Below are 25745 nucleotides of genomic sequence, written 5' to 3' on the forward strand. Positions count from 1 at the left end.
GGGAAATCCCGCGAGACCGTGAATTCGCATATTAACGGAAAGGACGGCTGTCGTGAGCCAGTTGCGGGGCTTCTTCCCCTGGATCGTGTTCTCCGCTGTATCGGGGCTCGTCTGGTCGTGGGCGGCGCTCCTCTCACTCGCGCTGGGTGCGCTGTTCCTGGCGAAGGACCGCCGAGCCGGCGTGCCCGCGGACGCGCAGATATTGGAGTTCGGCGCGGTGGGTTACTTCGGCGTGCTGACCGCGGTGGCCTTCGTCGACCCGCACGCGCCCGTGCGCGACTATGCGAGTGGGCTGTCGCCGGCGTGGCTGGCGGCGCTGATAGCGGCGGTGACGCTGCTCGTTCGGCGGCCGTTCGTCCTGGGCATTGCCAAGCGCCGTACTCCGCAGGCGGTTTGGGGGTCTCCGGTGTTTCGCCGCATCTGCGGGGTGCTGACCGGCGTGTGGGCGGTCGGCTTCGCGCTCAGCGCGGTCGCCACCCTCGCCTGCGAGGCTGTGGACTCCGGGATGCTGTCGTGCGTCGGCGCCCAGATAGTGGGGTTGGGGCTGCCGGTGGTGTTCACGCGCTTCTTCGTGAAGGGAGTTCGTGAGCGGGTGAGCGGCGCCGGCTCGCAGGAGATAGCGGCAGGTGGCGCGGGCGCGACGTTTGGTGCTGCTCCTGCGGTGGCCCTGGCGGCGAGTGCGGTCGGCGGCCGGTGATGCTCCGGCGGCGGTGTGTTCTGGAGGATCGTCGTTGCCACGCGCTGACGCGCCCCGCTTGGGGCGGGACGCGTCTGTGCGCGGGGCGCGGGTGGAGCTGGGCTCAGGTCAGCAGGAGAGGTTGCTTCCGGCGGGGACGCCGAGGATGGAAGTGAAGTTCTCGTAGGCGTTGACGCGGTCCTGGACCTCGGCCGGGTTGCCGCCGTTGCACTCGACGCTGCCGTTGATGCTGCGGATGGTCTCGCCGAAGCCGGCGCCGTTGACCATGGCGTTGTGCGCGGTCATGGTGCCGGGCCCGGTCTGGGTGTCCCAGTACCAGAGGCCGGTCTTCCAGGCGACGGCCGCGTCGGTCTGCACCAGGTTGGGGTTGTCGAGGAGGTCGATGCCGAGCGCGTCGCCGGCAGCCTTGTAGTTGAAGTTCCAGCTCAGCTGGATGGGGCCGCGTCCGTAGTAGGCGGACTGGCCGGCCGGGCACCCGTACGACTGGCTGGTGTCGCAGTAGTGCGAGTAGTTGGAGGTGTTCTGTTCCACGATGTAGACGAGGCCGCCGGTCTCATGGCTGACGTTGGCGAGGAAGGCCGCGGCCTCCTGCTTCTGCACGGTGGCGCTGCCGGTGGTGGCGAAGCCCGGGTAGGCGCTGAGGGCGGCGGTGAGCCCAGCGTAGGTGTAGAAGGGGTTCCGGTTCGGGAACATCGTGTTGAACTGGGCCTCACTGACCACGAATCCGCCGCTGCTGGGGGGCGTGGTGCCGCCGCCGGAGCAGGTGTAGGGGCTCCAGTACCAGGTGCTGATGGTGGGGTCGTAGCCCGGGTTGTCGTGGGTGGCGATGTAGTCGCTGCCGTTGCTGTACTGAACGATGTCGCCGGTGACGTAGTTCTGGCCGGCGACCCAGGCGGGGTAGCTGCAGCTGCCGTTGCCGCCGGTCGAGCCGCCGGAGGAACTGCCACAGCCGCCTTGGTCGGCCCAGACGTCGGCGGCACCGGGCGTCTCGCCCTGGGTCCACCACTTCGCCGACCAGTTGTGCCCGTTGTAGGAGGCGGTCTGGCCGCCGGTGTAGACGGAGGAGGAGCTCCAAGCGGCCGCGCAGTCGGCGGCCGAGGCGGTGGATGCGAAGGGGACCAGGACAGCCAGGCCGACCGCTACCGCGAGTGCGGTGAGGAAGGCGATGAACCGTTGTCTGGACACGTGACCACTCCTAGTGGGGGGTGCGAAGTGGGACCGGGAGCAGCACTCAAACGGAAATGGTCTGAACCTGTCAATAGTCCAGACCAATCCTCGGTGGTGGTCGGGAGGTGTGAGAGGTGGGACTGGGCCCGTTGTGCGCGCGGTGGTGTCCGATGCTGTCCGTGGTGCAGGGGTTACGGAGAGGGTGTGAAACGGCAGAAGGGAGGGGCGAGATGGGGAGAGAACGGGAGATGAGCGGGGTGGCCGGATGCCGTGAGCGGCACGGCGCTGCCCCCCGGCGTCCCGGAGGGCGTACGGGTCGGCGCTGGTCAGCTGTCGCGGGTGATCCAGTCGCTGCTGCCGAGCGGGTAGTCGTAGCCGGGGCGGTCGACATCGGCGCTGGTGCGGAACGCGGAGCCGTTGTTGTCGATGTGGACGGTGCCGTGGTGGCTGCCACTGGACCAGTCCAGGGTGAGGTCCCAGCGGACATCGTGTGCCTTGGTATGGGCGGTGACGTAGAAGACCTCGGGATCAGACTCGCTGACTTTGTAGGGGAAGTCGCGCTGGCCGTTTTTGACGGTGACGGTGGGGCTGCCGTTGTCGAGGTCGATGTCGAAGGACTTGGAGTCGACGCCGCCGCCGCAGCCGACGCCCATGGAGTAGTCGTTCCAGGCGAGCGGTGCGCTCTTGGTGAGGGCGCGGACGTGCAGGGCCTCCAGGACGACGGTTTCCGAGCCTGTGCCCTGGACGGTGAGGGCGACGCGCTGCTCGTCGGAGGAGACGGCGCCGTAGGCCGCGGCCCAGCGAGTGGCGTCCTGTTCGCCCGCCGGCGGACCGACCTGGGCGGGTTCGCTGTCGACGAGGAAGTGCTGGCTGCACGGGCTGTCGTAGACGTAGGGACGGACGCCGACCGTGACAGGAGTGGCGTTGCCGAGGGTGTCGGGAGGAGCGGTTGTCGTGGGGGTGGAGCTGGGATGCGGAGTGCCGGTTGCGCCGGAGCCGTTGGTCGACGGGGAGGAGGTGGGGGTGCGGTGAGGGCTGGTTGGGGAGGAGGTGGGGGAGGGTGGCGCGGCGTCGTTCGCGGTGCTGTTCGCCGTGGCGCCGACCGCCTGTTGGTCCCGGGAGTCGTGGTCGTTGCCGCTCCAGGGGTGGGTGACGAGCGTGGCAGTAGCGAGGATGACGGCGGCTGCGGCGGACGCGATCAGAGCGGTGCGGCGTCGGCGCGGGGAGGTGGGGCTGCTCGGGAGGCTGGAGACGACGGGCTCGTCCGGAGCGGTCGGTGCCGCGAGGTGGGCCGGTTGGCCCGGCTGGTCCGGTGGGGCGGTGGTCGTGCCGGTGGTAGGGCGGTCCGAGTCGTCCGGCGTGTCCGAGCCTTCCGGGCTGTCGGGGCCGGGGTGCTCCGGTGCCGGGATCGGGGCGCTTGGGGCCGGGGGTGGGGGTGGGGGCGGGGCGGGTTGCGCGGCTTTGGCCCGCCGGATGGCGTCGGCCAGCACCCAGCGGCGGTGGAGTTCGACGAGTTCCTGCGGGGTGGCGCGGCAGGCGCGGGCGAGGCGTTCCACCGGGGCGTACTCGGTGGGGATCGCGGTCCCGTTGCAGTAGCGGTGCAGGGTGGAGGTGCTCATGTGCAGCCGCTTGGCGAGGGCTCCGTAGCTCAGGCCGGAGCGGTTCTTGAGTTCGAGCAACAGTGTTGCGAACTCGTTGGTCTCCCCGGGCTCTGCTGCATCCGACAACGCTTCCTCCCCTTAACGCCGTTGCCTTCATCCAAGCACCTCGGGTACCCGAACGGCGAAAGCAGGTGCGGGGGAGGGCGGGTGCGTCGGGGGCGGGCCGTACAACTGTTGGCGCGGGTGGCGAGTCGTACGGTGCGGTGTTCGCCGGGAGTTCGCCTGGAGTACGGGCGGCGGTCGGTCCGGTGGCGGTGGAACGGAGCTCATATGTCTCGACGCATTTCCGGTGGCAGACGCAAGGTCGCGTCGGCGGTCGCCGTTGTCATGGCTGTTGCCGCGGGAGCGGCAGGCGCGGCGGCCGCTCCCGCCGGGGCGGTGGGAGTGGAGGCGGGGACGGCGCGGAAGGTGCCGGTGGTCGACTTCAACGGGGACGGCCACGCCGACATGGCGGTCGGTTCGCCGAACGGTACGGCGAGCGGGAAGGCAGCGGCGGGCTATGTGTCGGTCGTGTATGGAGCGGCCGGGGGCGTGGATCAGGCGAAGCACTATCTGTTCGGCCAGGACAGCCCGGGGATACCGGGTGCGTCGGAGACGGGCGACCGTTTCGGGTCCACGGTGGTCCCGGTGGACCTCGACGGGGACGGCTACACGGATCTGGTCGTCGGTGCGTCGGGCGAGGACGTCGGCAGTGGTGCGTCGGGTGTCGACGCGGGCATGGTGACGGTGTTGTGGGGCGGTCCGTCCGGTCTGGGGGACGCCACCGCTGTTGACACCGGTGCCACGGCCCGCGCGGGAGTCGGTGGGTTCCTCCAGGCCGGGGACTTCGACGGCGACGGCCGGCCGGAGCTGGTCACGTCCCACGGTGACCAGTCGTTGTGGACGCTGTCCGGGATCGGCAGGGACGGCAAGGTCGCCTCGGTGTCGGACCTCGACCTGTGGAAAGTGGCGAGCGGGATCACGGTGATCCTGCACAGCATCGCGGCCGGGGACGTCAACGGGGACGGCATCAGCGACCTGGTGGCGCTGGTGACGGACACGGACGAGTCCGACGCGTATCGTGGGTACATCCTGCTGGGCGGCGCGAACGGCTTCACGTCAGCCGGCTATGCCAGGCAGGCGGGCGGGGAGCGGCTGCCCGGCCAGAGCGTGGCGATCGGTGATGTGAACGGGGACGGCTACGGCGACATCGTCTTCGGCCACAGCACCGACTTCTACGACAGCGACGAGGACCTGCCGGTGAAGGGCGGCGCGGTGGCGGTCGCGTACGGCGGGCCCGGTGGGCAGAGCAGCACGCTGGCGCCGCAGTGGATCAACCAGGACACCGCGGGGGTGCCCGGTGTGAGTGAGACCGGGGACCGGATGGGGGCGTCCGTTGCGGTCGGGGATGTGAACGGGGACGGGTATGCCGACATCGTGGCGGGCATACCGGGGGAGGACTACGACGGGTTGACGGATGCCGGCTCGTTCGTCCTGCTGCGCGGGACGGCGAAGGGGGTGACGGGGGCCGGTTCGCAGGTGTTCAGCCAGAACTCCGCCGGGGTGCCCGGGGTGTCCGAGAGCGGGGACCGGTTCGGGGCGGTGACGGGGGTGATACCCGCGGAGTCGTCCGACCCGGCCCAGGTGGTGATCGGCGACCCGGACGAGAACGGCGGGAACGGCGCGGTGTGGGTGCTGCACGGCACCGGTACCGGGCTGACCGGCACCGGGACCGTCAACTTCGGGTCCGTCACCATGGGCACAAGCGGTGTCGGCGCCTACTTCGGTGACGAACTGAGCACCACGCCGCGCGATCTGGACCTGGACCAGAGCGCCTGACGGGAGGTCGGTCGGGCCGCGGGGAGGGCTACTGGTTGAGGCTCGTGGCGGCGATGCCGATGCGGTTCCAGGCGTTGGTGGCCGCGATCGTCCAGGTCAGGCGGACGGTCGCGGTGTCACCGAGGTGGCGGGCGGCCTCGGCGTGGACGTCGGCGGGGACGGTGCCCCCGACCGGCCGGGTGAGGTGTTCGGCGAGGGCGAGCCCGGCGCGCTCGGCGGGAGTGAACTCGGCCGAGTCGGCCCACCCGTCCAGCGCCGCGAGCTTGGCCGAGGACTGTCCGGCGGCGAGGGCGCCCTTGCGGTGGAGGCCGGTGCAGTAGGTGCAGCCGTTGAGTTGGGAGACGTGCAGGCTGACGAGTTCGGCGAGGTCGGGGGCGAGGCCGTCGCCGGCGATCCGGCTGAGGTCGGTCAGCGCCTGGAGGGCGTCGGGGGCGGCGGCGGTGGGGTTGAGGTTCGACATGGGGGTGGGCCTTCCACGGTGGGGGTCAGTGGTCAGAGGCGGCTTGTTCGAAGCTCACCCGCTGCTCCGGGGAGAGCCCCAGGTCGGGGCCGGTCACGGGGGTGCCGGTGCGGATGAGGATGTTGTAGTGGTTGGGGAAGTGGCAGGCGTCGAAGCCGAGGACGGTGCCGACGGTGTGGTCCCCGATGCGTACGGTGTCGCCGCGGTCGATGACGCCGCCGCGCTCCAGCTCGACGAAGCCGAGGAAGCCGACGCGGTCGATCCGGGCACCGGGCGCGGGGTCCGTGTGGTCGGTGGTGACCAGTTCGTGTACCTCGCCCGCGCGGACGCAGCGGCTGGCGTGGGGTTCCAGGGTCATGCCGCGGTCGTCGCGGCGGTGGAGGAGGATCTTGACGAGGCTGCCGTGGACGGTCCGCTTGGCGCCGTTCTCGCGAAGGGCCGTCGGTGCGGTGGCCGGCCTCGGTGGTGGGGTGGGGGCTGGGGTCAGCATGCGGGTGCCTCTGCCGGTCGGGGGTGGGAGGGTACGGGCCCGGGGGGCCAGGGTTCGGCGCGGTCGTAGGCGGCTTCGACGAGGTGCAGGGCGGCGGCGCCGCCGCGGTCGGGGCGGGGCGGGGCGTCGAGCCGGCGGGCGAAGTCGGCGACGATCGCCTCGTACTCGTGGTGGAGCGAGGCTTTGAAACCGTGGTGGCCGGCGAGCATGTCGGCGTGGTGGACGGAGCCGTCGGCCAACGTGACCTGGATGTCCTTGAGTTCGCCGGGATAGGACCAGTCGAGCTCGACGGTTGCGCGGGCGGTGCCGTCTGGGGAGCGCAGCGCGATCGTGGCCTGGCGGTCCAGTCCGGAGGCGTCGCGGCGGATGCGGGAGCGTTCGACGGTCACCTCGCCCAGCAGGAGGCGGACGAGGTCGAAGGCGTTGGGACCGTTGTCGGCGACGCATCCGCCGCCGCACCGGACCGGGTCCAGATACCAGCGGTCGGGCCCGACATGCTCCTCGATGCGTTCGAGGTAGCGGACCGTGACCTGCTCGACGGGCACGTTCCGCGGCAGCCGGGCGACGAGCGCGCCGACGGCGGAGTTGTAGCGCCGGTGGAAGGCGGTGAGGAGTGTGGCGCCGTACTCCCCGGCGAGGGCGGTGAGTTCGGCGCCCGCGGTGCTGGTCAGGGCGAGGGGCTTCTCCACGCAGACGGACACGCCCGCGCGGAGGAAGTCGGCGCAGACCGGGGCGTGGGCGTCGTTGGGGACGGTGACGATGACGCCGTCGAGGGAAGGGTGTGCGGCGAGGAGTTCGTGGTGGTCCCGGTAGCCGAGGACCGGGCCGGACGGGTCCTCGGCCGTACGCGTTCCCGGACCCGTTGCCGTCCAGGGCGCCAATGCGGCCGGGTCGCGGTCGCAGACGGCCGTGAGCTGCACGGCGGGGGAGGCGTCGAGCGCGGCGAGGTAGAAGCGGGAGATGACGCCGAGGCCGACCACGGCGACGGAGGGGCGGGCCATCAGCGCACACCGTCCAGGTGCGCGGCGCCGTCCGCACCGGCACACTCGTCCGCGCCCGCACGCTCGTCCGCACCCGCACCCGCACCCGCACCCGCACCCGTACGGTTCAGCGGCACCGGCGTGGTCAGCCCGAACTTCTCGGCCACGTCCGCGAGTTCCCGGTACTGGCGGCAGCTGATCGGCACCCCGGTGGCGCGGCGGGTGCGGGCCCGCTCGCCCTCGGGCCACCCCGGGTAGCGCACGGGGGAAGCCACATCGAGGGGCGGGCAGTCCAGCAGGCTGCCGAACAGCGCGCCCGCGTCCGCCGCGAACTCCTCCTTCGGGCGCAGCAGCGCGGGGGCGATCGCGGCGACCAGGTAGCCGATGTCGTCGTCGCGGCCGGACGGGCGGCCGTCGCCGTTCAGCGCCGCCGGCGCCGGACCGAGGCCGGAACCACTCACCAGCCCGGCCAGCACCTCCACCGCGAGCCCGAGCCCGTACCCCTTGTACACGCCGGTCTCGGCAGTCCCGCCGAGCCAGCCGAGGTGCGCGCGGCCGAGGTCGAAGGCCGCGGGGTCGGTGACGGGCAGGCCGTCGTCGCCGGTCAGCCAGCCTTCCGGCACCTGCCGTCCGGCGCGAGCGGCGGCGCGGACGCGGCCGGTGGGCACGACGGTGGTGCTCATGTCGAGGACGAACGGGTGGTGCGGCCCGGCGGGCGCGGCGATGGCCAGCGGGTTGGTGCCGAGCATCGTGACCTGGCCGCCCGGCGGGCGGGTGATGCGCTGGCCGCCGCAGTTGGAGGCCACCAGGCCGACCAGACCGCGGTGGGCCGCGCGCGCCGCGTGATAGCCGGCGCAGCCGAAGTGGGTGGCGCCGTACACGCTGACCAGGCCGATGCCGAACTGCTCGGCGCGCTCGACGGCGAGGTCCATCGCCTCCGCCGCCGCCCACAGGCCGAGCGCCCGGTGCGCGTCCACCCGCAGCGCGGCGCCGAGGTCGGTGACGGGCTCCGGTTCGGCCGCCGGATCGGTCCGGCGCTGCTCGAACAGCGGCAGGTACTGGCGGGTGAGGTTGGCCAGCCCATGGGAGTCCATGCCCGACAGGTCGCCGTAGCACAGCGCCTCGGCGGCGGTGGCGGCGCGCGACGCGGGCACGCCGCAGCGTACGAACACGTCGGTGACGAACGCCAGCAGGTCGTCGTACGCGAGGCGCACCGTGCCGTCGGACGTCTGCGCCGGCGCCTGTGCCTGCGCTTGTGCCTGCGCGGGGAAGCCGGACAACGGTGGGTTGGGCAACGGCATCGGGAAGTCTTCTCCTGACAGGCTGGACGGGGCGGAAGGGCTGGACGGGCTGGACGAGAAGGGGGCATACGGGGCGGACGGCGGTGGGCACGCAGCGGGCGGCGCGGGAGGCGCGGACGTACGGAAGGCGCCGAGCAGCCGCGGCACCGTCGCCGCGAACCCCTCCAGCCCCGCGAGGTCCGCGAACTCCCCTTCCGCGTGCGCCCGGTTGGCGTCGAGACTCCCGGGGCCGAGTACGACGCAGTGCGCGCCCGCCACACCGGACGTCCAGATCGCGTCGCAGGTGAACCCGGGCTCCTCGGCCGGCCACGGCGGGATCGCGGCGCGCTCCAGGAGCGCCCCGAGCCAGGGGGACGCGTCGCCGCCGAGGACGGGCAGGCCGCGCTTGAGCCACTCCAGCCGTACGATGCCCGGCGCGTCGCGGGCGGTCCGGGCGAACCGGCGGGTCCGGCCGAAGACGGCGGCGAAGGCGCGCAGGCCGTCGTCGACGGCCTCGCGCACCAAACGCTCCAGCCGCCGCGCGGTGGCGGGCGCACCGTAGGAGAGGTTGAGGAGCAGCTGCCCGCGCCCGTGGACACGGTTGTGGAGAGTGCCGGTGTGCAGGCCGGCGACACACAACTGGCCGTCGGCCGGGGCCAGTTCCGGGTCGAGTACGGCGGCGAGGTGCTGGGCGAGGAAGCCGAGCAGGACGGTGGCGTTGTGGCCGGCCGCGGGGCGGTCGTCGATCGCGTCGTCGCCGTGGACGCTGAGGAGCGCGGTCATCGCGGCGGTGCAGCGCGTCAGGGCGCGGCCGCCGGTGGGTTCGCAGAAGACGTTCAGCCGCCCGTGGTGCCCGGCTTCGACCAGCGGGCGGGTGCCGAAGGTGCCGAGCGCGCCGCCCTCCTCGCCGGCGACGGCCTGGATCAGCACCCGGGTGTCCCGGGCGAGACCGGGCAACTCCCCGAGCGCGCGCCGCAGTCCGGCCAGCAGCGCGACGGCCGGTCCCTTCGCGTCGATGGCGCCGCGGCCGTGGAAGCGCGCGCCGTCGAAGGAGACCGGTTCGACGCCGGCGACGGTGTCGAGGTGGACGTTGAACATCACGGTGCGCTCGTGCGGCGCGTCCGCCGGGCCGAGCGCCAGCACCAGGCTGGGCTGGCAGGCGAGGAACTCCGGCTGCGCGGCGGCGGTTCGGCGGACGAGGACCGGCACGTCGTCGCGGGCAAGGCAGTCGGGCGGCGCCGCGGCGTGGTGGAGCACGTGGAAGCCGAGCGCGGCGGCGGCCTCGGCGTAGCGCCGTCCCGCGGCCCACAGCTCGGGGGCGGGCGCGCCGGGGCCGCACTCGAGCGGGCCTGCCGTGGGCAGGGCGAGCAGCTCGAGCAGCAAGGTGTGGTCGGCGAAGCTGAGCAGGTTCACCGGGCGGACTCCTGCCGCTCAAGATCCTTCGCCACGGCGGCGGTCGGGGGCGCGTGGGCCTCGTCGAGCAGGCGCCGCAGCGCAAGGCCGCACCGGACGAACGCGGCGCGGCACTCCTCGGCCGGGTCGCGGTGGTCCTCGTGCGGCCGCACCGCGACGTGCGGTTCGAGCGACAGCGCGCCCCGGTAGCCGTGGGCCAGCAGCAGCCGCACGCTGTCGGCGACCCGCAGGTCACCGGTGCCGGGCACGCAGTAGCGGACGGCGCCGCCGGGGGACAGGACGGCGTCCTTGATGTGCACGTGGTGAATCCGGTCGGCGTACGGCAGCAGGTCGGTCAGCAGCCGGTGGCCGTCGTAGCCGTAGGCGGGGCCGTTGCCGGTGTCGAAGAGCAGGGCGAGGCCCGGGCCGGCCGCCTCCAGCAGGCGGACCATGCGGTGCGGGTCGCTGCCCGCCCAGCCGGCGCAGTTCTCGTGCAGCAGCGTCAGCCCGGAGGCGGCCGCGCGGGTGGACAACTCCCGTACGCGACCGAGCACTTCGCGTTCCCACGCGGCGGCGTCGAGGCCGCCGTCGGACGGGTCGGCGGGGTTCGGGTACGACATCACCCGCACGTAGCGGGTGCCGAGGCGGGCGCAACGCCGGGCCAGGACGTCGAGTTCGGCCAGGTCCGCGGCGAAGTCGCCGGTCACCGGCCGGGCCCAGCCGCCGATCCGGGCGTCCACCGCGACGACGGACAGCCCGGCGTCCACGAGCGCCCCGGCGACCCGGTCGAACGCGGCCGCGGACAGCTCGGCGAGCGGTGTCCCGTCCACGGTCCGCAGCTCGACCGAGCGCCAGCCGAGCGCGGTGACGGCCTCGATCTGGCCCTCGATGCCGAGCGCGGCCTCGTCGCCGATCCCGGTCAGCGCGACGCCGCCGGACGTGGCAGCGGACGCGGCAGTGGACGTGGCGGTGGACATGTCGACGGGCGGCCCGGGGCGCGGCACGGACCCAGGGCGCACGGCTTCAGCGGACACCGGTCAACTCCCTTCCCTGGAGCGGAATCTCCGCAGCGGCAGCGGCAGCGGCGACGGAGGGGGCAGCGGAAGGGGAAGCGGCAGCGCCAGCGGCCAACTCCTTCGCCCGGCCGAGCAGCTCGACCACCCGTGCCTGCTGCTCGACGGTGGCGGGGCAGGGACCGTCGCCGCCGAAGTACGCGTAGGCGCGCAGCATGAACTCCGTCAGGGCCTCGTCGCGGAACACCTCCCGCCGCTCGGTGGCCGAGTCCGCGGCGGTGAGCCGGAGTTGGGCGTACCGGTCGTAGGAGTCGGCCGGGTAGTGGCCGACGGCGGTGCCGTGCTCGAACAGCAGCGTGATCCGCCGCTCCCGCACCGGCGAGGTGAGGTCGGAGCGTACGACGCTGCGTACGCCGCCGCGGTGGGCGAGGGCGAGGGTGGCGCCACCGAGCCGGGGCAGGCACCGCCCGTCCACCCGGAGGTCGGTACAGCCGGCGGAGACCACCTCGGCGTCGCCGGCCAGCCTGAGCAGGACGCCCAGCGCGTGCGGGACCTCCACGTCGAACGCCGTCGGGTGCCCCGAGGTGGCCAGCGAGCGCTGGAAACGCGGCTTGTCCTGGACGACGGAGATCTGCCGCAGCGCGCCCAGCGTATCCAGCGCACCCGCGGCGGCACCCACCGCAGACCGGGGGCCTTGCGTTTCCTCGGCACCTCGGCCCGCCACGAGCGCGGCCAGCCGGTCGGTCAGGGTGCTCGCCAACCACGGCGCCACCACGGCCGTTCGCAGGTCCGGCCGAAGGCCCTCCTGCCGCAGCGACGCCAGCAGCCGTGCCAGGTCGTCCGGTCCCGCGGCGAGCGGCTTCTCCAGCAGCAGCTTGCGGAAGCCGAGTCGGAGCAGTTCCGATACGACCTCGACCCGCGCGACCGGAGGCGTGCAGACGTGGACGACGGTCCGCTCCGGGTCCAGCTCCCGCCGGGCCGCCGCGAGCGAGGCCACCAGGTGCCGCCCCGCCCCGGCCTGCCGGGCCCGCGCGGCGGGGTCCTGGTCGTAGCCGACCACCGGCTCAGGGGCGAAGCAACGATCCTGCCGCGCCCGGGCCTTGGCGAGGACCGGCAGGTGCAGACCCGCCCCCGCCCGGCCGAGGCCGACGACCAACGTGCGCAGCATCTCCAGCATCAGCCTTCTGTCGACAGCGGGGGAACGTTTCGTGCGGGAAACGGATCAAGCGGGGGCGGGGCAACGCCGGTCAGCCTGCGCGTACGAACCGGATGAAGTCAACGAAACGCGCCGATCACTCCCTTTTCGCGTGAATACCCCGAACGAACGCGCAGTCCACCGCGATTCGTTGGAGCGGCTGCCCTACCGTCGGGAGCGGTTCGTCCGGGGCGCGAGGTCCGGGGCGCCGAACACGCGCCAGCGCAAGCGCCTGACCCATGCGCCGGTGCGCCCGGTGCGCCCGGCCCAAGTGCCGGGGCAGCGCCGACAAGGCAGAAAGGCGGAGATGGACCTCCAGCAGACCGCGGCCCCGCGACAGGCGCCGGACCGGGCCCCGCAACCGGCACCGCACCAGCCCGCGGGCCTGCCCCGCTCCGCAGCCGGACACCGACCAGCCGACCGCCGACCAGCCGACCCCCAACACGCCGAACCCGTACCCTTCTTCACCCAGGCCGCCTCTTTCACCTCCCTCTGGCCGCGCATCGAGCAGCACCTCGGCGAAGTGCTCGCCGACGGCAAGTTCTCCCACGGCGCCAAGGTCGGAGAGCTGGAGCGCGCCCTCGCCGAGTACACCGGCGCCCGGCACGTCATCGGCGTCAACAGCGGTACGGACGCGCTGGTCCTGCTGCTGCGCGCGGCCGGACTGCGGCCCGGGGACGAGGTCGTCGTCCCCGCGTTCAGCTTCGTCGCCACCGCCTCGTCGGTGGTATTGGCCGGCGGGCGGCCGGTGTTCGCGGACATCGACCCGGTGACGTACGCCCTGTGCCCGGAGTCGGTGGAGCGCGTGCTCACCCCGCGCTGCCGCTTCCTGATGCCGGTGCACCTGTTCTGCCAGCTGGCGGACATGACCCGGCTCGGCGAACTGGCCGGGCGGCACGGGCTCACCGTCGTCGAGGACAGCGCGGAGGCGATCGGGATGCGCCTGGGGGGAGTCCACGCCGGGCTGCTCGGCGCCGGCGGGGTGCTGTCGTTCTTCCCGACGAAGACGCTCGGCGCGATCGGCGACGCCGGGGCGGTGCTCACGGACGACGACGGGATCGCGGAGACGGCGGGCGCCCTGCGCCACCACGGCCGGTTCGGGCGCACCCTCGGGGACTTCACCACGATCAACACCGGCAGCACGCTGCCGGGGTGCAACAGCAAGATGGACGACATCCAGGCGGCCGTGCTGCTGGCGAAGCTCACCCGCCTGGACGCGGACATCGCCCGCCGCGCCGAACTGGCCGCGGCGTACGACCGGCGGCTGGCGGGGATGCCGGGAGTGCTGCGGCTGCCGACGGCGGTGGACCGCGGGGCGCGGGCCGAGCCGGTCTTCTACGTCTATGTCGCCGAGTTCGAGCGGCGCGACGAACTCGCCCGCCACCTCGCCGACTTCGGCGTGCAGACCGAGACGTACTACCCGAGCCCCCTGCACCTCCAGCCCTGCTTCGCCGAACTCGGCCACCGCCCGGGCGACTTCCCGGCGGCCGAGGCCGCCTGCACGCGCACCCTGGCGCTGCCCCTCTACCCCGACCTGCCGCCCGACGCCGTGGACCGGGTCTGCGACGTGATCCAGGACTTCTACGCCGGAGCCCGCCCGTGACGACGACCGCCACCACCCAGCCCCAGCCCCAGCCCCAGCCCCAGCCCGCGCACGGCACGCGCCTCCCCTTCTTCCCGCCGGACCAGTTCGGCGCCGACAGCGCCCACCTGCTGCGCCTGGTGCGGGAGACCGGCACCGGAGCGGCCCAGAAGTTCATCCTCGGCGAGCAGACGGCCCGCTTCGAGCACGTGCTGCGCGAGCGGCTCGGCGCCGCGGACGTGGTCGCCTGCGGCAGCGGCACCAGCGCGCTGACCCTGGTGCTGGCGGCCATGGGGATCGGCGCGGGGGACGAGGTGGTCGTCCCCGCGTTCGGCTGCGCGCCGCTGGCCGGTTCGGTCGTGGCGCTCGGCGCGGCGCCGGTCTTCGCGGACATCGACCCCTGGACGATGGTGGTGGACCCCGACGACGTGGAGCGCCGGATCACCCCGCGCACCAAAGCCCTGATGCCCGCGCACATGTTCTCGGTGATGGCCGACATGCCGCGGTTCGCCGCGCTCGCCCGGGACCGCGGGCTGCGGCTGGTGGAGGACTCGGCCGTCGCCCAGGGCGGTGTGCTGCGCGGGGTGCCGGCCGGGCTGTCGGGCGAGGCGGGCGTCTACTCCTTCGTGCAGGTGAAGACCTTCGGCACGGCCGGCGAGGGCGGGGCGGTGGTCACCCGTGACCCTGAACTCGGCCGCACGGTGAGGATGTTGCGCAACCACGGGCAGGACGGCGTGCACCGCTTTGTGCACCACCGGATCGGCTGGAACAGCCGCTTCGACGAGGTCCTGGCGGCCTTCCAGTTGCACCGGCTGCCGGGGCTGGCCGACCGCCTCGAACGCCGCGCGCGCATCGCCGCCCGCTACACCGAGCGCTTCGCCGACCTCGCCGTGCGCGGTGTGCTCGCCCCGCCGCCCGGCCGCGACGGACGCTGCTTCTACGTCTACACGCTCCAGGCCGACCGGCGCGACGCGCTGCGGGCGCACCTGGCCGAGCGCGGCATCCGCAGCCACGTCTACTACCCGCTGCCGCTGCCCCACCAGCCGGCCTTCTCCCGGTACGCGGCGCCCGGCGACTCCTGGCCGGCCGCCGTACGGGCCGGGGAGCGCATTCTGTCCCTGCCGATCTACCCCCAACTCACCGACGACCAGGTGGAGTACATCGCCGACGCGGTACGGGAGTTCGCCGTCGGCACCTGAGCGTCCGCCCCCGCACCGGCCCCCACCGCCCGCATCAGAACCGCGCCGCCCGACCGACCCGACCGTACCGCCCGACCCGTCCCCCCGCTCAGAGCCGCACCACCGCCGCTCAGAGCCGTACGACGCCCTCTCCGCTCGCCCGGCCGGTCGTGTCGAACAGCAGCCGCGCCCCCTTCGCCAACGCCCCGACGTCGTAAGCGGAGTGCGCCTGGAGCAGCACGACCAGGTGGGCGTCGGCCGCGGCGGCGTACGGGTCGGCCTGGCGCCGCAGCCGTACGCCGTGCAGCGGCAGGTCCGCCACGTGCGGGTCGTGCCAGCCGACCTCGGCGCCCAAGTCCGCCAGCCCGCGCGCCACGTGGAGGGCGGGCGACTCGCGTACGTCCTCGGTGTCGGGCTTGTACGACACGCCCAGCAGCGTGATCCTGGCGCCGGGCAGCGCCACCCCCTGCTCCGCCAGCAGGCGCGCCGCGCGCCCCACCACGTGGTCCGGCATGACGCGGTTGGTGTGCAGCGCGGCGCGGACGAGCGGGAAGGCGTCGTCGGGCGCGCCGTGCAGGAGGTAGACCGGGTCGACCGGGATGCAGTGCCCGCCCACGCCCGGACCGGGCCGGAAGGACTGGAAGCCGAACGGTTTCGTCCCGGCGCAGGCGACGACGTCCCAGATGTCCGCGCCGACCTGGTGGCAGTACCGGGCGAACTCGTTGACCAGGGCGATGTTGACGCTGCGGTAGGTGTTCTCCAGCAGCTTGGCCAACTCCGCCTCGCGGGTGCCGCGCGCGACCACCACGTGGTCCACGAACTGCTCGTACAGCGCCGCGCATTGCTTCGCGCACACCCGCGTGAGCCCTGAGACCACCTTGGGCGTGTTGGCGATGCCGTAGAGCGTGTTGCCCGGGTCGACCCGCTCGGGGGAGTAGGCGAGGTGGAAGTCCACCCCGGCGGCCAGCCCCGAGGTCTCCAGCAGCGGCGCGGCCAACTCCTCGGTGGTGCCCGGGAAGGAGGTCGACTCGACGACGACCAGCATGCCGGCGCGCAGGTGCCCGGCGACGGTGCGGCACGCGGCGCGCAGCGGGCCGAGGTCGGGCCGGCCGTCCGCGGCGAGCCCGGTGGGCACGCAGATCGCCACGGCCTTTGCCCGCGCGACCAGTTCGGGGTCGGTGCCGGCGGTGAATCCGGCGTCGAGCATCCCGGCCACGTCCGCGTCGCTGACGTCCCGCACGGTGGAGCGGCCGGCGCGCAGTGCGGCGACGGTGGAGGGCTCGATGTCGAGGCCGGCCACGGCGAGCCCGGCGCCGGTCGCGGCGCGGGCCAGCGGCAGCCCCACGTAGCCCAGGCCGACCACCAGCAGATCGAAAGACATCAGACCGAAACTCCCCTGGGGCGGCACGTGTTGCGAAAGGCGGCCCGGAACGCCCGGGGCCGCAGAAGCGATCCTGCCCATTGGCCCGGACCGCCCGCGGACGGCGCGGCACCGCGGCGCTCAAGCGAGTGATTTCTTCACTCCAATGGCGCGTGCCCCGTGTCCGGCACCGCGTGCCGGGGTTGGGTTCGCGGCACCGCCGGCAGCCCCAAGAACCCTGGTCCGAGCGGTGGTTCGGCAGCCCGGGCCGCCCTGCGACACCGTCGGGTGATGACCGGAATGGGGTTGATGCGAAGTATGTGGGGACATGGTGTACTTCGGTCCGAACCCGGGCAGTGGGCCCGGGCCGTCCGAGGAGAATCCATGACCCGTTTTGTCACGGCGAAGCGTGCGGCCGTCGCCGCCACCGCGACCGGCGCCGCGGCGATCGCTCTCGTGGCCGGCACCACCGGTTCCGCCACCGCCGCGCACCAGGAGGCCACCGCCCCGCCGTCGCTGACGCTCAACTTCAGCGCGAACAACGACGAGGCCAACGCCGCCAACGCCCTGGGCGCCGGCTTCGGCGGCAGCGCCACGGTCACGGACTCCGCCGGGAAGGCGGTCGGCACCGCCTACGACATGTGCGACAAGGACGGCATCAGCGCCAAGCAGGTCACGGCCTTCTGCCACGCCGACGTCGTCTTCGACAACGGCGACCAGGTCGCGCTGTCGGTGGTCTTCCCGATCCAGGACCCGGTCACCGCGACCTACCCGCAGTCCTTCGACGGCGTCGTCACCGGCGGCACCGGCGCCTACAAGGGCCTGACCGGCGCGGCCCACTTCACCAACACCGCGCTCGCGGTCTACACGGTGAGCTGGGACGTCTGACGGACCCGCACCACCATCCGGTGGGCCACCGCCCCGGCGGCGGCCCACCGCCCCCACCGCGCCGTACCGGAGAACCCATGCCTGCCGCGACCCGCAGCACCACCGCCACCGTCGAGGAGACGGCGGCGGCCACCGCCCCCGAAGGCGGCTACGCCTTCGACAACGACAGCCCCCACGCGACCGAGCAGCACCGCTGCCTGGCCGCCGCACACGACCGGATCACCACCGACGCGCTCGCGCGGACCGGGGTCGGCCCGGGCTGGGACTGCCTGGAAGCCGGCGCGGGCGGCGGCAGCGTGGCCCGGTGGCTGGCGCGGCGCACCGCACCGGGCGGCAGCGTGCTCGCCACGGACGTCAAGCCGGCGCACATCCCCGCCCAGGCGGGCCTCGAGGTGCGGCGCCACGACATCGTGCGCGACCCGCTGCCCGACGGCGGGTTCGACCTCGTGCACTCCCGGCTGGTCCTCACCCACCTGCCGGAACGCCGGGCCGTACTGCGCCGCCTGCTGCGCGCGCTGCGCCCCGGCGGCCACCTCCAACTGGAGGAGTTCGACATCGACTACGCGCCGGTGCTGCTCGCCCCCGACGAGCGCACCCGCGCCGGCTACGAGGCGTTCCGCGCCGCCAAGGGCCGCGCGCTGCGGGCAGCCGGCGCCGACCCGTCATGGGGGCGGACCTGCGCAGAGGACCTGCGCGCGGCCGGGTTCACCGCCATCGACCCGGTACCCCACCTCGTGCCCTGGCGCGCGGACTCGCCCGGGCTCCAACTCCAGCTCCACCACACCTACCACCTCCGCGCGCAGCTGCTGGAGCACGGGCTGACGGAGGAGGAGCTGCTCGCGGCGCGCGACGCGATGCGGCATCCCGGCTTCCGGGCCGCGTCCTGCGTGCTGTACTGCGTGCAGGCGAGGCGGCCGGAGTGACCACGGGAGTGACGGCCGGGGCGCCGCCCGGACCCGCGGAGACGGCCGCGGCCGCCACGCGCGGCACTGTTGCGCCCGCTCCCGGCACGCCAACACCGCCCGCCCGTACGGCTGGTGGACGGCAGGAGCCGCCGGTCACGGCGATGCGGCTCGCGGCGTCCCATCTGCGGGCGGCCGGCTGCCATGTCGAACCGGGGCCGCCCGGCAGCGGTACGGCGTTCACCGCCCGGGCCGGCGGGGCACGGGCGAGCTGCGTGCTGAGCTGGGCGGGACTGGTGGACCTGCCGCTGGCCGGCGAGGCCGACGTACAGGCCGCCTGCGGCCTGGCGCACGTCCACGGCCGCCGCTACGGCCGCCCCACCGCCCTCGGCGTCGCCTACGCGAGCTGCGTCGCCGGCCTGCTCGCCGCCACCGGAACACTGGCCGCCCTGGCCGCCGCAGCAGGCCGCGGCGGCAGCACACACCTGATCCGCAAGGGCACGGGTGCGCGCGCGGCGGTCACGGTCCGTACGTCGGTCGCCGAGGCGGCGCTGCTGTCCGTCAGCCAGTACCTCGCCGCCGCGACCGCCGGGGACGACGGCTGGACCGAGCCCGCCGGGCCGGGCGGACCGCCGTTCCAGGCCGCCGACGGCAGCCGCTTCGAGCTGGAGACCCTGGACCCGGGGGCGTGGCTGCGCTTCTGGACCGCGCTCGGCGTGGACCGCGCCGCCGCCGGGCACGGCTGGCACGCGTTCGGGCAGCGCTACGCCACCGCCGTGTGCCCGCTCCCTCCCGCGCTGCTCGCGGCGACCGCCCGCCACGCGATGCCGTACCTGCGGCGCGTGGCCCGCGGGACGGGCGTGGACGTCACCGCCGTGGCCGTCGCGCCACGGCCCGCGCAGGCCGCCGACGAGCAGCCGTGGCAGCTGCGCACCCTCGGGGAAGTCGGCCCGGCGCCCGCGGAGTTGGGGCGCGGCGGGGCCGGACCGCTGGACGGGGTGAGCGTGGTCGAGGTGTGCCGCCGGGTCCAGGGCCCGCTGGCCGGCCACCTGCTGCGGCTGCTGGGCGCGCGCGTCGTCCGGGTCGAACCGCCGGGCGGGGACCCGATGCGCGGCATGCCGCCGCTCGCGGGCGACTGCTCGGCCCGCTTCGCCGCACTCAACCACGGCAAGGACGTCCTGGAGGCCGACCTCGGTACGGCGGCCGGGCGCGCCGCGGTACGCGAACGCGTGGCGGCGGCCGACGTGTTCCTGCACAGCCTCGCCCCCGGGAAGGACCTGCGGGCGGGCCTCGACGCCCAGAAGCTGATCGCGCTGCGGCCCGGCCTGGTGCACGCCGCCGCGTCCGGCTGGGGCGGCGAACGCGGCCGACGCCCGCCGACCGGCACCGACTTCCCGGTCCAGGCGTGGTCCGGGCTCGCCGCCCTCGTCACCCCGCCCGGTCTGCCCCCGGCGCCCTCCCTGCTCACCCTCACCGACGTCCTGGGCGGCGTCGCCTGCGCGGAAGGCGCCGTCGCCGGGCTGCTCGCGGCCCGCCTGACCGGACGCGGGCGGGCCGTCACCACCTCACTGCTCTCGGCCGCCCGCCTGCTGTGCCGCCCGGAGTTCCGCACCGCCCCCGAGGAGGCAACCGTGCCCGCCTGCACCGACCTGGCCGCCCTCGCCGCCGACCCGCGCTTCGCGCCCGTCCTCGACCACGGCCCGGGCGTACGGCCGCGCGGCCCCTGGGAGTTCGCCCGATGACGGCCCGCACGGCGACACCGCCGCAGACCGGCCACCGCAGCTGGACGTCCCGCGCCGGGCTGGTCCTGCGCGACGCGGTGCCCGCGCGGACACGGCGGGAGTGGGTGGCGCGCGGCGACTGCCCGGACCGCGGTGTGTACGAGGCGTTCGCCGCGCAGGTACGGGCGCACGGCGGCCGGACGGCCGTACGGACCCCGGACACGGTGCTCGACTACCGCGAACTCGACGCGCGGGCACGGCAGATGGCGTCCGGGCTGCGGGCGCTGGGCACGGGGCCCGGCGACGTGGTGGGCATCCGGCTGGCGAGCGGCTGGCCCGCGCTGGCCGCCGACCTCGCCGTGGCGGCCGTCGGCGCGGTGGCGCTGCCCTGGCCGGCCGGGCAGGGCAGCCGGGAGAGCCACGCCCTGCTGGCCGGGTCGCGGGCCCGGCTGCTGATCGCCGACACGCCGGCGGACCTGCGGCACGGCCCGCTGCCGTACCTCGAACACCAGGTCGGCGTCGAGGAGTTGCTGCGCGAAGGGGGAGACGCCGACGGGTTCGTGCCGGCCGCGGTCGAGCCGGAGGACCCGGCGCGCATCCTGGTCTCCTCGGGCTCCGAAGCGGCCCCGAAGATGGCCGCCTACAGCCACAACGCACTGCTCGGCGGCCGCGGCACCTATGTGGACGCGGTCCTGCGCGACCCCGACCCCGGACCCGGCCCCGAATCCGGTCCAGACCCCGACCCCGGTCCAGACCCCGAATCCGGCCCCGGCCCCCGCCCCGCGCCCGAAGACGACGGCACTCCTGCCCGCGGCGTCCCGGCCGCCCTCGTCCTCGCCCCGCTCGCCTCCTCCTACGGCTCCCTCGCCCTGGTCGCCCTCGCGCGCTGCGGCGCGACCCTCCACCTCCTGGACCGCTTCGACCCCGGCGCCGCCCTCCGCGCCGTCACCGAATGGCGCCCGACGCACCTGCTCGCGGTGCCCACGATGCTGGGCCGGATCGCGAGCCACCCGCCCGTGCCGGGGGAGGACCTGAGCTCGCTGCGGGCCGTCGTCTCCAGCGGCGCCCAGCTCACCTCCGCGGTGCTCGCCGCCGCGCTGGCCCGGCTCGGCCGCCCGGTCACCAATGTCTACGGCTCCAGCGACGGCGTGAACTGCCGCGCCACATGGACCGGCGCGGACCACGACGTGCGCCGCGTGGGCCGCCCCGATCCGCGCGTCACCGAACTGCGCGTCTGCGGCAGCGACGACACGCCGCTGCCGTACGGGCACCGCGGCGAGATCCAGGCCCGCGGCCCGATGAGCCCGCTGTGCTACGTCGGCGCGCCCGACCTGGTCCGCCGCTACCGCACCGCGGACGGCTGGGTGCGCAGCGGCGACCTCGGCGTGATCGACCCGGACGGCACGCTGCGGGTCCTGGACCGGCTCCGGCAGACGGTGATCCGCGGCGGGTGGACCGTCAGCCCCGCCGAGGTCGAGGAGCAGCTGCACGCGCACCCGTACGTCGCCGAGGCCGCGTGCGTGGCCGTGCCCGACCCGGACCTGGGCGAACGCCTGTGCGCGTGCCTGGTGCAGCGCCCGGGCACGGTGCCGCTCGACACGGCCGCGCTGGCCGCCTACCTGACCGTTGAGCGCGGCCTCGCCCGGCGCAAGGCGCCCGAACTCGTGCTGCACCTGGAGCAGTTGCCACTCGGCGCCACCGGAAAGGTCTGCCGCCGCACCCTGACGGCCGCGGCGCAGGCGGCGGTTGCCGCGCGCGCCGCCCTCGCCGAGCCGCCCGCCCGCGGCGGACCGGCCGCCGTACGCCCGTATCCGGCAGGCGCGTAGCGGCGCCCGAAAGCACTCGGCACCACCCGGCAGTACCCAGCAGCACTCAGCAGCACCGAAGTCGTACCGCACCGCAGGAGGACCACCCCGCTCATGGAACGCGCGCCCGTACTCGACACCGCGGCCCAGCCGACGGACCGAGCCGTCCCCCAACAGGCCGTCCCCCAACAGGCCGTCCCGGAAAGAGCCGTGCCGGCCGCCGCCGAAGCGTCGCCGATCACCCCCGGCAGCTGGCGCGCCTACGCCAAGCTGGCCAAGCTCGACATCCTCGACTACTACCTGAGCATCCCGCTGGCCACCGCGATGTTCGTCCCGTACGGGGCCGCGGCCTCCGCCGGGTCCGCCGGCCGGCTCGCGCTGGTGCTGCTCCTGTTCTTCCTGGGCGAACTCACCATGGTGGCCGGGATGGTGGCCTTCGACGACGTGACCGGCTACCGCGACGGCAGCGACGCGGCCAACTACGGTCCCGACGCCGCCGCCCGCCGCCTCGCGCGCAAGCCGCTGGTGGCCGGGACCCTCACCGAACGGCAGGCCCTGCGCTTCGGCACGGCGGCGGTCGCGCTGTGCGCGCTCTTCTGGGGCGGCGCGGTCCTCGCCGCCCCCGCGGCGCCGATGTGGGCGGTGCTCGGCACGGCCGCCTGCGTGGCCTTCGGGTTCCAGTACTCCTGGTGGCTGAAGTTCAGCTACCGCGGCTTCCAGGAGCTGTTCCTCGCTGCGCTCGGCTGGGGCTACGTGCTGCCGCTGTTCGGGCTGCTGTCCGGGCGGGCCCCCGGGTTCGTGGTGGTGCAGGCGCTGGTCTTCGGGCTCGGCCCGGTGCTGTTCGGCGTCTACTCCAACATCAACGACCGGGCCGGGGACCGCGCGGTCGGCCGGCTCACCGTGGCCGCCGTCGCCTCCGCACGCGGCAACTCCGCCTTCATCGCGGCGGTTTCGCTGCTGGAGGCGCTGCTGATCGTGGTGCCCTCGTGCACCGGGACCGCACCGTGGTGGTTCGCGGTGCTCATGGCACCCGTGGTGGTGCTGCGGGCCCGGCAGTGGGTCCAGGGCAACCTGCGCGGCGACGTGCTGGCCGCCCGCACCGGCGGCATCCGGCTGCACCGCCTGGCCACCGCGCTGATGGCCGCGGCCGACCTGCTCCTGGCGGTGACCCGGCGGTGAAACCCCTCGACCCCGGCGTCGTCTTCGACGCCCTCGCCCGGCGCGGCTCACCGACCGTGGTCCACCTCAGCCGCCCGCTCGACCTGGCACCCGAGGCGGGCACCCGGCTGGACATCCCCGGCCTGGCCGACCTCGTCCGCGACACCGCGGCCCGGCTCGCGGCCGCCGGCGCCGGCCGCGGCGACCACGTCGCCGTCGTCAAGCGCAACCACTGGGACTGCGTGCTGCTCGCCTGCGCGGCGGCCCGGATCGGCGCGGTCCCCGCGCTGCTGTCCGACCACCTGGCACCCCTGGTCCTCGACACCCTCCTGGAGCGGCTGCGGCCCGCGGTCCTCGTCACGCAGGACCATGTGCTGCGCGGCGCGGCGGAGGCGGGCGTGGACCTCACCCGACACACGTCGGCCACCGTGACGCTGGACCAGCACGGCGCCGACTCCCGGCGCCCCGCCCCCGATCCCGCCGCCACCCGCCAGGTCCGCGCCTTCCACGACCTGCCCGTACGACCCGACGCCGCCGTGCCGCAACAGCGCGCCGACGACGGCCCGTTGGCGGTCCTGCACACCTCGGGCACCACCGGCGTGCCCAAGCTGGTGGTCCACTCGACCACCACGCTCATCCGCCGCCTCGCCGGATTCGAGGCGCGCCGCTGGCCGGTGGTCACCGCGCGCCGCGCCGACACCGTCGCGAGCGCCATCTCGTTCGTGCACGGCCGCGCGCTGGCGTGGACGGTCAGCACCCTGTGGCACCGGCCCCGCGCGGTCGTGATCGTCGCCGACTCCGACCCGGACACCGCGAGCCGCACCCTGGGCGCCCACCCGCCGACGATCCTGGAGGCGCTGCCGTCGACCTACGTGCGCTGGCAGCGCCTGGCGACCGGCCCGGACAACCCGTTCCGCGCCGTGCGCATGTACATCTCCACCTTCGACGCCATCCACCCGCCCACCGTGCGGGCCTTCCTCACCGCCACCGGTAGGGCCCGGCCGGTGTGGATGCAGGGCTGGGGGCAGACCGAGACCGGGCCGCTCACCTTCCGCTTCCTCACCCGCCGCGCGCTCGCCCGCCGCGCGGAGCGCCACCCCACCACCCGCAACCTCGGCCGCCCGGTGCCCGGTTGGGTCGGCCTGCGGGTGGTGGACCCGCAGACCCTCCGGCCCCTGCCGCGCGGGCAGGCCGGCCTGGTGCTGACCCGCACCAGGGCCCGCTGCCTCGGCTACCTCGGCGAGGGCGACCGCTGGCGGGAGAAGGCGCATGGCGACTGGTTCAACACCGGCGACCTCGCGGTACGCACCCGGGGCGGCGCGCTGCTGCTGCTCGACCGCGAGGTGGACATGATCCCCGGACTCAGCTGCGTGGAACTGGAGGACGTGCTGCACGACCGGCTGCCCGAGGTCGAGGAGGCCGTCGTGCTCGGCGCCGTGGACCGCGCGCCCCAGATCGTGCTGGTCGTCAACGCCCCCCTGGACGAGGAGCGTTGGCGGCAGGCGGTACGCGACCTGCCCGCGCTCGGCACGCCGCTGGTGATCGAGTGGGACGACGTGCCGCGCACCGCCACCGGCAAGGTCCGCCGCCACGAACTGCGCGACCGCTACCTGGCCGGCGCCGCCGCCCACGGGTCGGGGAGGTGGACATGACCGACCTCGACGTCGCCGTCGTCGGCGCCGGCATCGGCGGCCTCACCACCGCCTACCGCTTCCAGCAGGCGGGCCGCTCCGCGACGGTCTTCGAGGCCGGCCCGCGCGTCGCCGGCCGCATGGCCAGCTCACGCGTGGACGGCTACCTCGTCGACGAGGGCGCGGAGACCATCGCCGCGAACGGCTACCAGGCCACTTGGCGGCTGATCCGCGAACTCGACGTCCCGGCCGAACACGTGGTGCCGGTCCGGGCCGGGTTCGCGCTGTGGCGCGGCGGCCGCGCCCACGCGCACCTCGGCCACCCGGCCGGGCTGCTCACCGGCGCGGGCATGTCGTGGGCCGGCCGGCTGGCCTGGCTGCGCTTCACCGCGCAACTCGTCCGCAAGCGCGCCGAGTTCGACCCCGACCGGCCCGAACTCGCCCCGTCGGCGGGCGCGACCGTCGCCGAGTACGCCGCCCGCCACCACCCCGACCTGCACGACTGCCTGCTCCAGCCGCTGTCCGGCCACTGCTTCGGCTGGCGCTCGGAGCGCTCCGCGGCCGCGCCCATGCTCGCCACCCTGCTCTCCGTCGGCGGCGCCGGCGCGAGCTGGACCACCTACACCACCGGCATGGACACCCTCCCGCGCGCGCTGGCCCGGCACGTCCCGGTCCGGCTGAACAGCCCGGCGGCCGCGGTCGAACCCGCCGGTCCGGACGGGGCCCGCCTCCACCTGGCCGACGGGCAGACCCTCACCGCCCGGCAGATCGTGCTGGCGGTGCCCGCACCCGTCGCCCGGACCCTGTACGCGGACGCGCCGCCGGAGGAACGGGCCTTCCTGGAAGCGTGCACCTTCGCGCCGATGCTCAAAGCCGTCTGCCTGCTGGACCGGCCGCTGCCCAGCCCCACCCGCACCCCCAGCTACGCGCTGTCCGTGCCGGTCGGGGAGAGCCGGATCTGCTCCGGGCTGCTGCTGGACCACCTCAAAGCCGAAGGGCGGGTGCCGCCCGGCCGCGGCATGGTCAGCCTCTTCGGCTCGCCCTGGACCAGCCCCGGCCTGCTGGACGCCGACGACCACGAGATCACCCGCACCCTGCTCACCGAGGCCGAGCGCTTCCTGCCCGGCCTCGGCGCCGCCACCGTCCGCACCCTGGTGCACCGCTTCCGCCACGGCCTGCCCGAGGCGACGCCCGCCGCGCTGCGGCTGCGCGCCGGCTTCGCCGCCCGGCCGCCCGGCCCGATCGACTACGCCGGGGACTGGACGCTGCTGCGCCCCAACAGCGAGGGCGCGGTCCGCTCGGCGGAACAGGCCGTGCACCGCGCCGCCGCGCGCACGGCCGCCCCCCTCGTCCGGACTCCGCGGTGA

Annotated in this window: 20 protein-coding genes; 11 read left to right on the forward strand and 9 right to left on the reverse strand. The window is 74.6% G+C overall.

All coding sequences use genetic code 11. From position 1 onward, the window contains the following. Positions 1-52 precede the first annotated feature (52 nt). Positions 53-697 carry a DUF3159 domain-containing protein gene (locus AC3ERT_RS28245; RefSeq protein ID WP_435177538.1) on the forward strand — a complete coding sequence of 215 codons (645 nt, stop codon included), beginning with the start codon at positions 53-55 and terminating at the stop codon, positions 695-697. Between the two features lie 108 nt (positions 698-805). Here AC3ERT_RS28245 and AC3ERT_RS28250 read toward each other — a convergent pair whose 3' ends face one another. Both AC3ERT_RS28250 and AC3ERT_RS28255 read right to left on the reverse strand, forming a co-directional pair. Next, positions 806-1864, reverse strand: a complete 1059-nt coding sequence (locus AC3ERT_RS28250) for a glycoside hydrolase family 19 protein (RefSeq protein ID WP_435129436.1) — start codon at positions 1862-1864, stop codon at positions 806-808. Positions 1865-2190: 326 nt separating this feature from the next. Next, positions 2191-3591: a helix-turn-helix domain-containing protein gene (locus tag AC3ERT_RS28255; RefSeq protein ID WP_435177540.1), complete on the reverse strand. Its 1401-nt coding sequence runs from the start codon at positions 3589-3591 to the stop codon at positions 2191-2193. 204 nt (positions 3592-3795) lie between these two features. On the opposite strand from AC3ERT_RS28255, the gene AC3ERT_RS28260 reads away from it, so the two are divergent. After that, positions 3796-5343 carry an FG-GAP and VCBS repeat-containing protein gene (locus AC3ERT_RS28260; protein WP_435129270.1) on the forward strand — a complete coding sequence of 516 codons (1548 nt, stop codon included), beginning with the start codon at positions 3796-3798 and terminating at the stop codon, positions 5341-5343. Between the two features lie 28 nt (positions 5344-5371). Here AC3ERT_RS28260 and AC3ERT_RS28265 read toward each other — a convergent pair whose 3' ends face one another. From AC3ERT_RS28265 to AC3ERT_RS28290, 6 genes are read right to left on the reverse strand one after another with little or no spacing between them, the layout of a single operon-like run. Then, positions 5372-5803 carry a carboxymuconolactone decarboxylase family protein gene (locus tag AC3ERT_RS28265; RefSeq protein WP_335974465.1) on the reverse strand — a complete coding sequence of 144 codons (432 nt, stop codon included), beginning with the start codon at positions 5801-5803 and terminating at the stop codon, positions 5372-5374. A 25-nt stretch (positions 5804-5828) separates the two neighbouring features. Further along, positions 5829-6293 carry a DUF6917 domain-containing protein gene (locus tag AC3ERT_RS28270; RefSeq protein ID WP_435177542.1) on the reverse strand — a complete coding sequence of 155 codons (465 nt, stop codon included), beginning with the start codon at positions 6291-6293 and terminating at the stop codon, positions 5829-5831. Then, a complete protein-coding gene (locus AC3ERT_RS28275) occupies positions 6287-7294 on the reverse strand; it encodes a Gfo/Idh/MocA family protein (RefSeq protein ID WP_435177544.1) in 1008 nt (335 codons plus the stop codon). Before AC3ERT_RS28275 ends, AC3ERT_RS28270 begins: the two co-directional genes overlap by 7 nt. Next, positions 7294-9966, reverse strand: coding sequence for an Ldh family oxidoreductase (locus AC3ERT_RS28280; RefSeq protein ID WP_435177546.1), 2673 nt, complete (start codon positions 9964-9966; stop codon positions 7294-7296). The genes AC3ERT_RS28275 and AC3ERT_RS28280 overlap by 1 nt, the downstream gene beginning before the upstream one ends. Continuing rightward, positions 9963-10979, reverse strand: a complete 1017-nt coding sequence (locus AC3ERT_RS28285) for a sugar phosphate isomerase/epimerase family protein (RefSeq protein WP_435177548.1) — start codon at positions 10977-10979, stop codon at positions 9963-9965. Before AC3ERT_RS28285 ends, AC3ERT_RS28280 begins: the two co-directional genes overlap by 4 nt. Beyond that, complete coding sequence (locus AC3ERT_RS28290) at positions 10969-12135, reverse strand: Gfo/Idh/MocA family oxidoreductase (protein ID WP_435177550.1); 1167 nt, start codon at positions 12133-12135, stop codon at positions 10969-10971. The genes AC3ERT_RS28285 and AC3ERT_RS28290 overlap by 11 nt, the downstream gene beginning before the upstream one ends. A 325-nt stretch (positions 12136-12460) precedes the next feature. Between AC3ERT_RS28290 and AC3ERT_RS28295 the strand changes: the two genes are divergently transcribed. Both AC3ERT_RS28295 and AC3ERT_RS28300 read left to right on the forward strand, forming a co-directional pair. After that, positions 12461-13756, forward strand: coding sequence for a DegT/DnrJ/EryC1/StrS family aminotransferase (locus AC3ERT_RS28295; RefSeq protein ID WP_435177552.1), 1296 nt, complete (start codon positions 12461-12463; stop codon positions 13754-13756). Positions 13757-13863: 107 nt separating this feature from the next. Continuing rightward, complete coding sequence (locus AC3ERT_RS28300) at positions 13864-14934, forward strand: DegT/DnrJ/EryC1/StrS family aminotransferase (protein WP_435177623.1); 1071 nt, start codon at positions 13864-13866, stop codon at positions 14932-14934. A 109-nt stretch (positions 14935-15043) separates the two neighbouring features. On the opposite strand, the gene AC3ERT_RS28305 is transcribed toward AC3ERT_RS28300, so the two are convergent. After that, positions 15044-16294 carry a nucleotide sugar dehydrogenase gene (locus AC3ERT_RS28305; RefSeq protein ID WP_435177554.1) on the reverse strand — a complete coding sequence of 417 codons (1251 nt, stop codon included), beginning with the start codon at positions 16292-16294 and terminating at the stop codon, positions 15044-15046. A gap of 363 nt (positions 16295-16657) precedes the next feature. Between AC3ERT_RS28305 and AC3ERT_RS28310 the strand changes: the two genes are divergently transcribed. From AC3ERT_RS28310 to AC3ERT_RS28340, 7 genes are all read left to right on the forward strand, one after another. Beyond that, positions 16658-17161, forward strand: a complete 504-nt coding sequence (locus tag AC3ERT_RS28310) for a hypothetical protein (RefSeq protein WP_335974430.1) — start codon at positions 16658-16660, stop codon at positions 17159-17161. Positions 17162-17238: 77 nt separating this feature from the next. Beyond that, entirely contained in the window at positions 17239-18084 is an 846-nt protein-coding gene (locus AC3ERT_RS28315) for a class I SAM-dependent methyltransferase (RefSeq protein ID WP_335974428.1), read from the forward strand. Then, positions 18081-19805, forward strand: a complete 1725-nt coding sequence (locus AC3ERT_RS28320; RefSeq protein WP_435177557.1) for a CoA transferase — start codon at positions 18081-18083, stop codon at positions 19803-19805. The genes AC3ERT_RS28315 and AC3ERT_RS28320 overlap by 4 nt, the downstream gene beginning before the upstream one ends. Further along, the gene (locus AC3ERT_RS28325) at positions 19802-21610 is read left to right on the forward strand and encodes a class I adenylate-forming enzyme family protein (protein WP_435177559.1); all 1809 of its coding nucleotides are present in this window, start codon (positions 19802-19804) and stop codon (positions 21608-21610) included. The genes AC3ERT_RS28320 and AC3ERT_RS28325 overlap by 4 nt, the downstream gene beginning before the upstream one ends. A 93-nt stretch (positions 21611-21703) precedes the next feature. Continuing rightward, a complete protein-coding gene (locus AC3ERT_RS28330; RefSeq protein ID WP_435177561.1) occupies positions 21704-22768 on the forward strand; it encodes a UbiA family prenyltransferase in 1065 nt (354 codons plus the stop codon). After that, complete coding sequence (locus AC3ERT_RS28335; RefSeq protein ID WP_435177563.1) at positions 22765-24399, forward strand: class I adenylate-forming enzyme family protein; 1635 nt, start codon at positions 22765-22767, stop codon at positions 24397-24399. The genes AC3ERT_RS28330 and AC3ERT_RS28335 overlap by 4 nt, the downstream gene beginning before the upstream one ends. Continuing rightward, positions 24396-25745, forward strand: a complete 1350-nt coding sequence (locus AC3ERT_RS28340; protein ID WP_435177565.1) for a protoporphyrinogen/coproporphyrinogen oxidase — start codon at positions 24396-24398, stop codon at positions 25743-25745. Before AC3ERT_RS28335 ends, AC3ERT_RS28340 begins: the two co-directional genes overlap by 4 nt.

This window comes from Actinacidiphila sp. bgisy145, from assembly GCF_057708125.1.

Coding starts and splice junctions, on each gene's coding strand:
- AC3ERT_RS28260 (WP_435129270.1), top strand. CDS start 3,796: ATGTCTCGACGCATTTCCGGTGGCAGACGCAAGGTCGCGTCGGCGGTC.
- AC3ERT_RS28265 (WP_335974465.1), bottom strand. CDS start 5,803: ATGTCGAACCTCAACCCCACCGCCGCCGCCCCCGACGCCCTCCAGGCG.
- AC3ERT_RS28310 (WP_335974430.1), top strand. CDS start 16,658: ATGACCCGTTTTGTCACGGCGAAGCGTGCGGCCGTCGCCGCCACCGCG.
- AC3ERT_RS28290 (WP_435177550.1), bottom strand. CDS start 12,135: ATGCTGGAGATGCTGCGCACGTTGGTCGTCGGCCTCGGCCGGGCGGGG.
- AC3ERT_RS28305 (WP_435177554.1), bottom strand. CDS start 16,294: ATGTCTTTCGATCTGCTGGTGGTCGGCCTGGGCTACGTGGGGCTGCCG.
- AC3ERT_RS28275 (WP_435177544.1), bottom strand. CDS start 7,294: ATGGCCCGCCCCTCCGTCGCCGTGGTCGGCCTCGGCGTCATCTCCCGC.
- AC3ERT_RS28330 (WP_435177561.1), top strand. CDS start 21,704: ATGGAACGCGCGCCCGTACTCGACACCGCGGCCCAGCCGACGGACCGA.
- AC3ERT_RS28315 (WP_335974428.1), top strand. CDS start 17,239: ATGCCTGCCGCGACCCGCAGCACCACCGCCACCGTCGAGGAGACGGCG.
- AC3ERT_RS28270 (WP_435177542.1), bottom strand. CDS start 6,293: ATGCTGACCCCAGCCCCCACCCCACCACCGAGGCCGGCCACCGCACCG.
- AC3ERT_RS28295 (WP_435177552.1), top strand. CDS start 12,461: ATGGACCTCCAGCAGACCGCGGCCCCGCGACAGGCGCCGGACCGGGCC.
- AC3ERT_RS28340 (WP_435177565.1), top strand. CDS start 24,396: ATGACCGACCTCGACGTCGCCGTCGTCGGCGCCGGCATCGGCGGCCTC.
- AC3ERT_RS28325 (WP_435177559.1), top strand. CDS start 19,802: ATGACGGCCCGCACGGCGACACCGCCGCAGACCGGCCACCGCAGCTGG.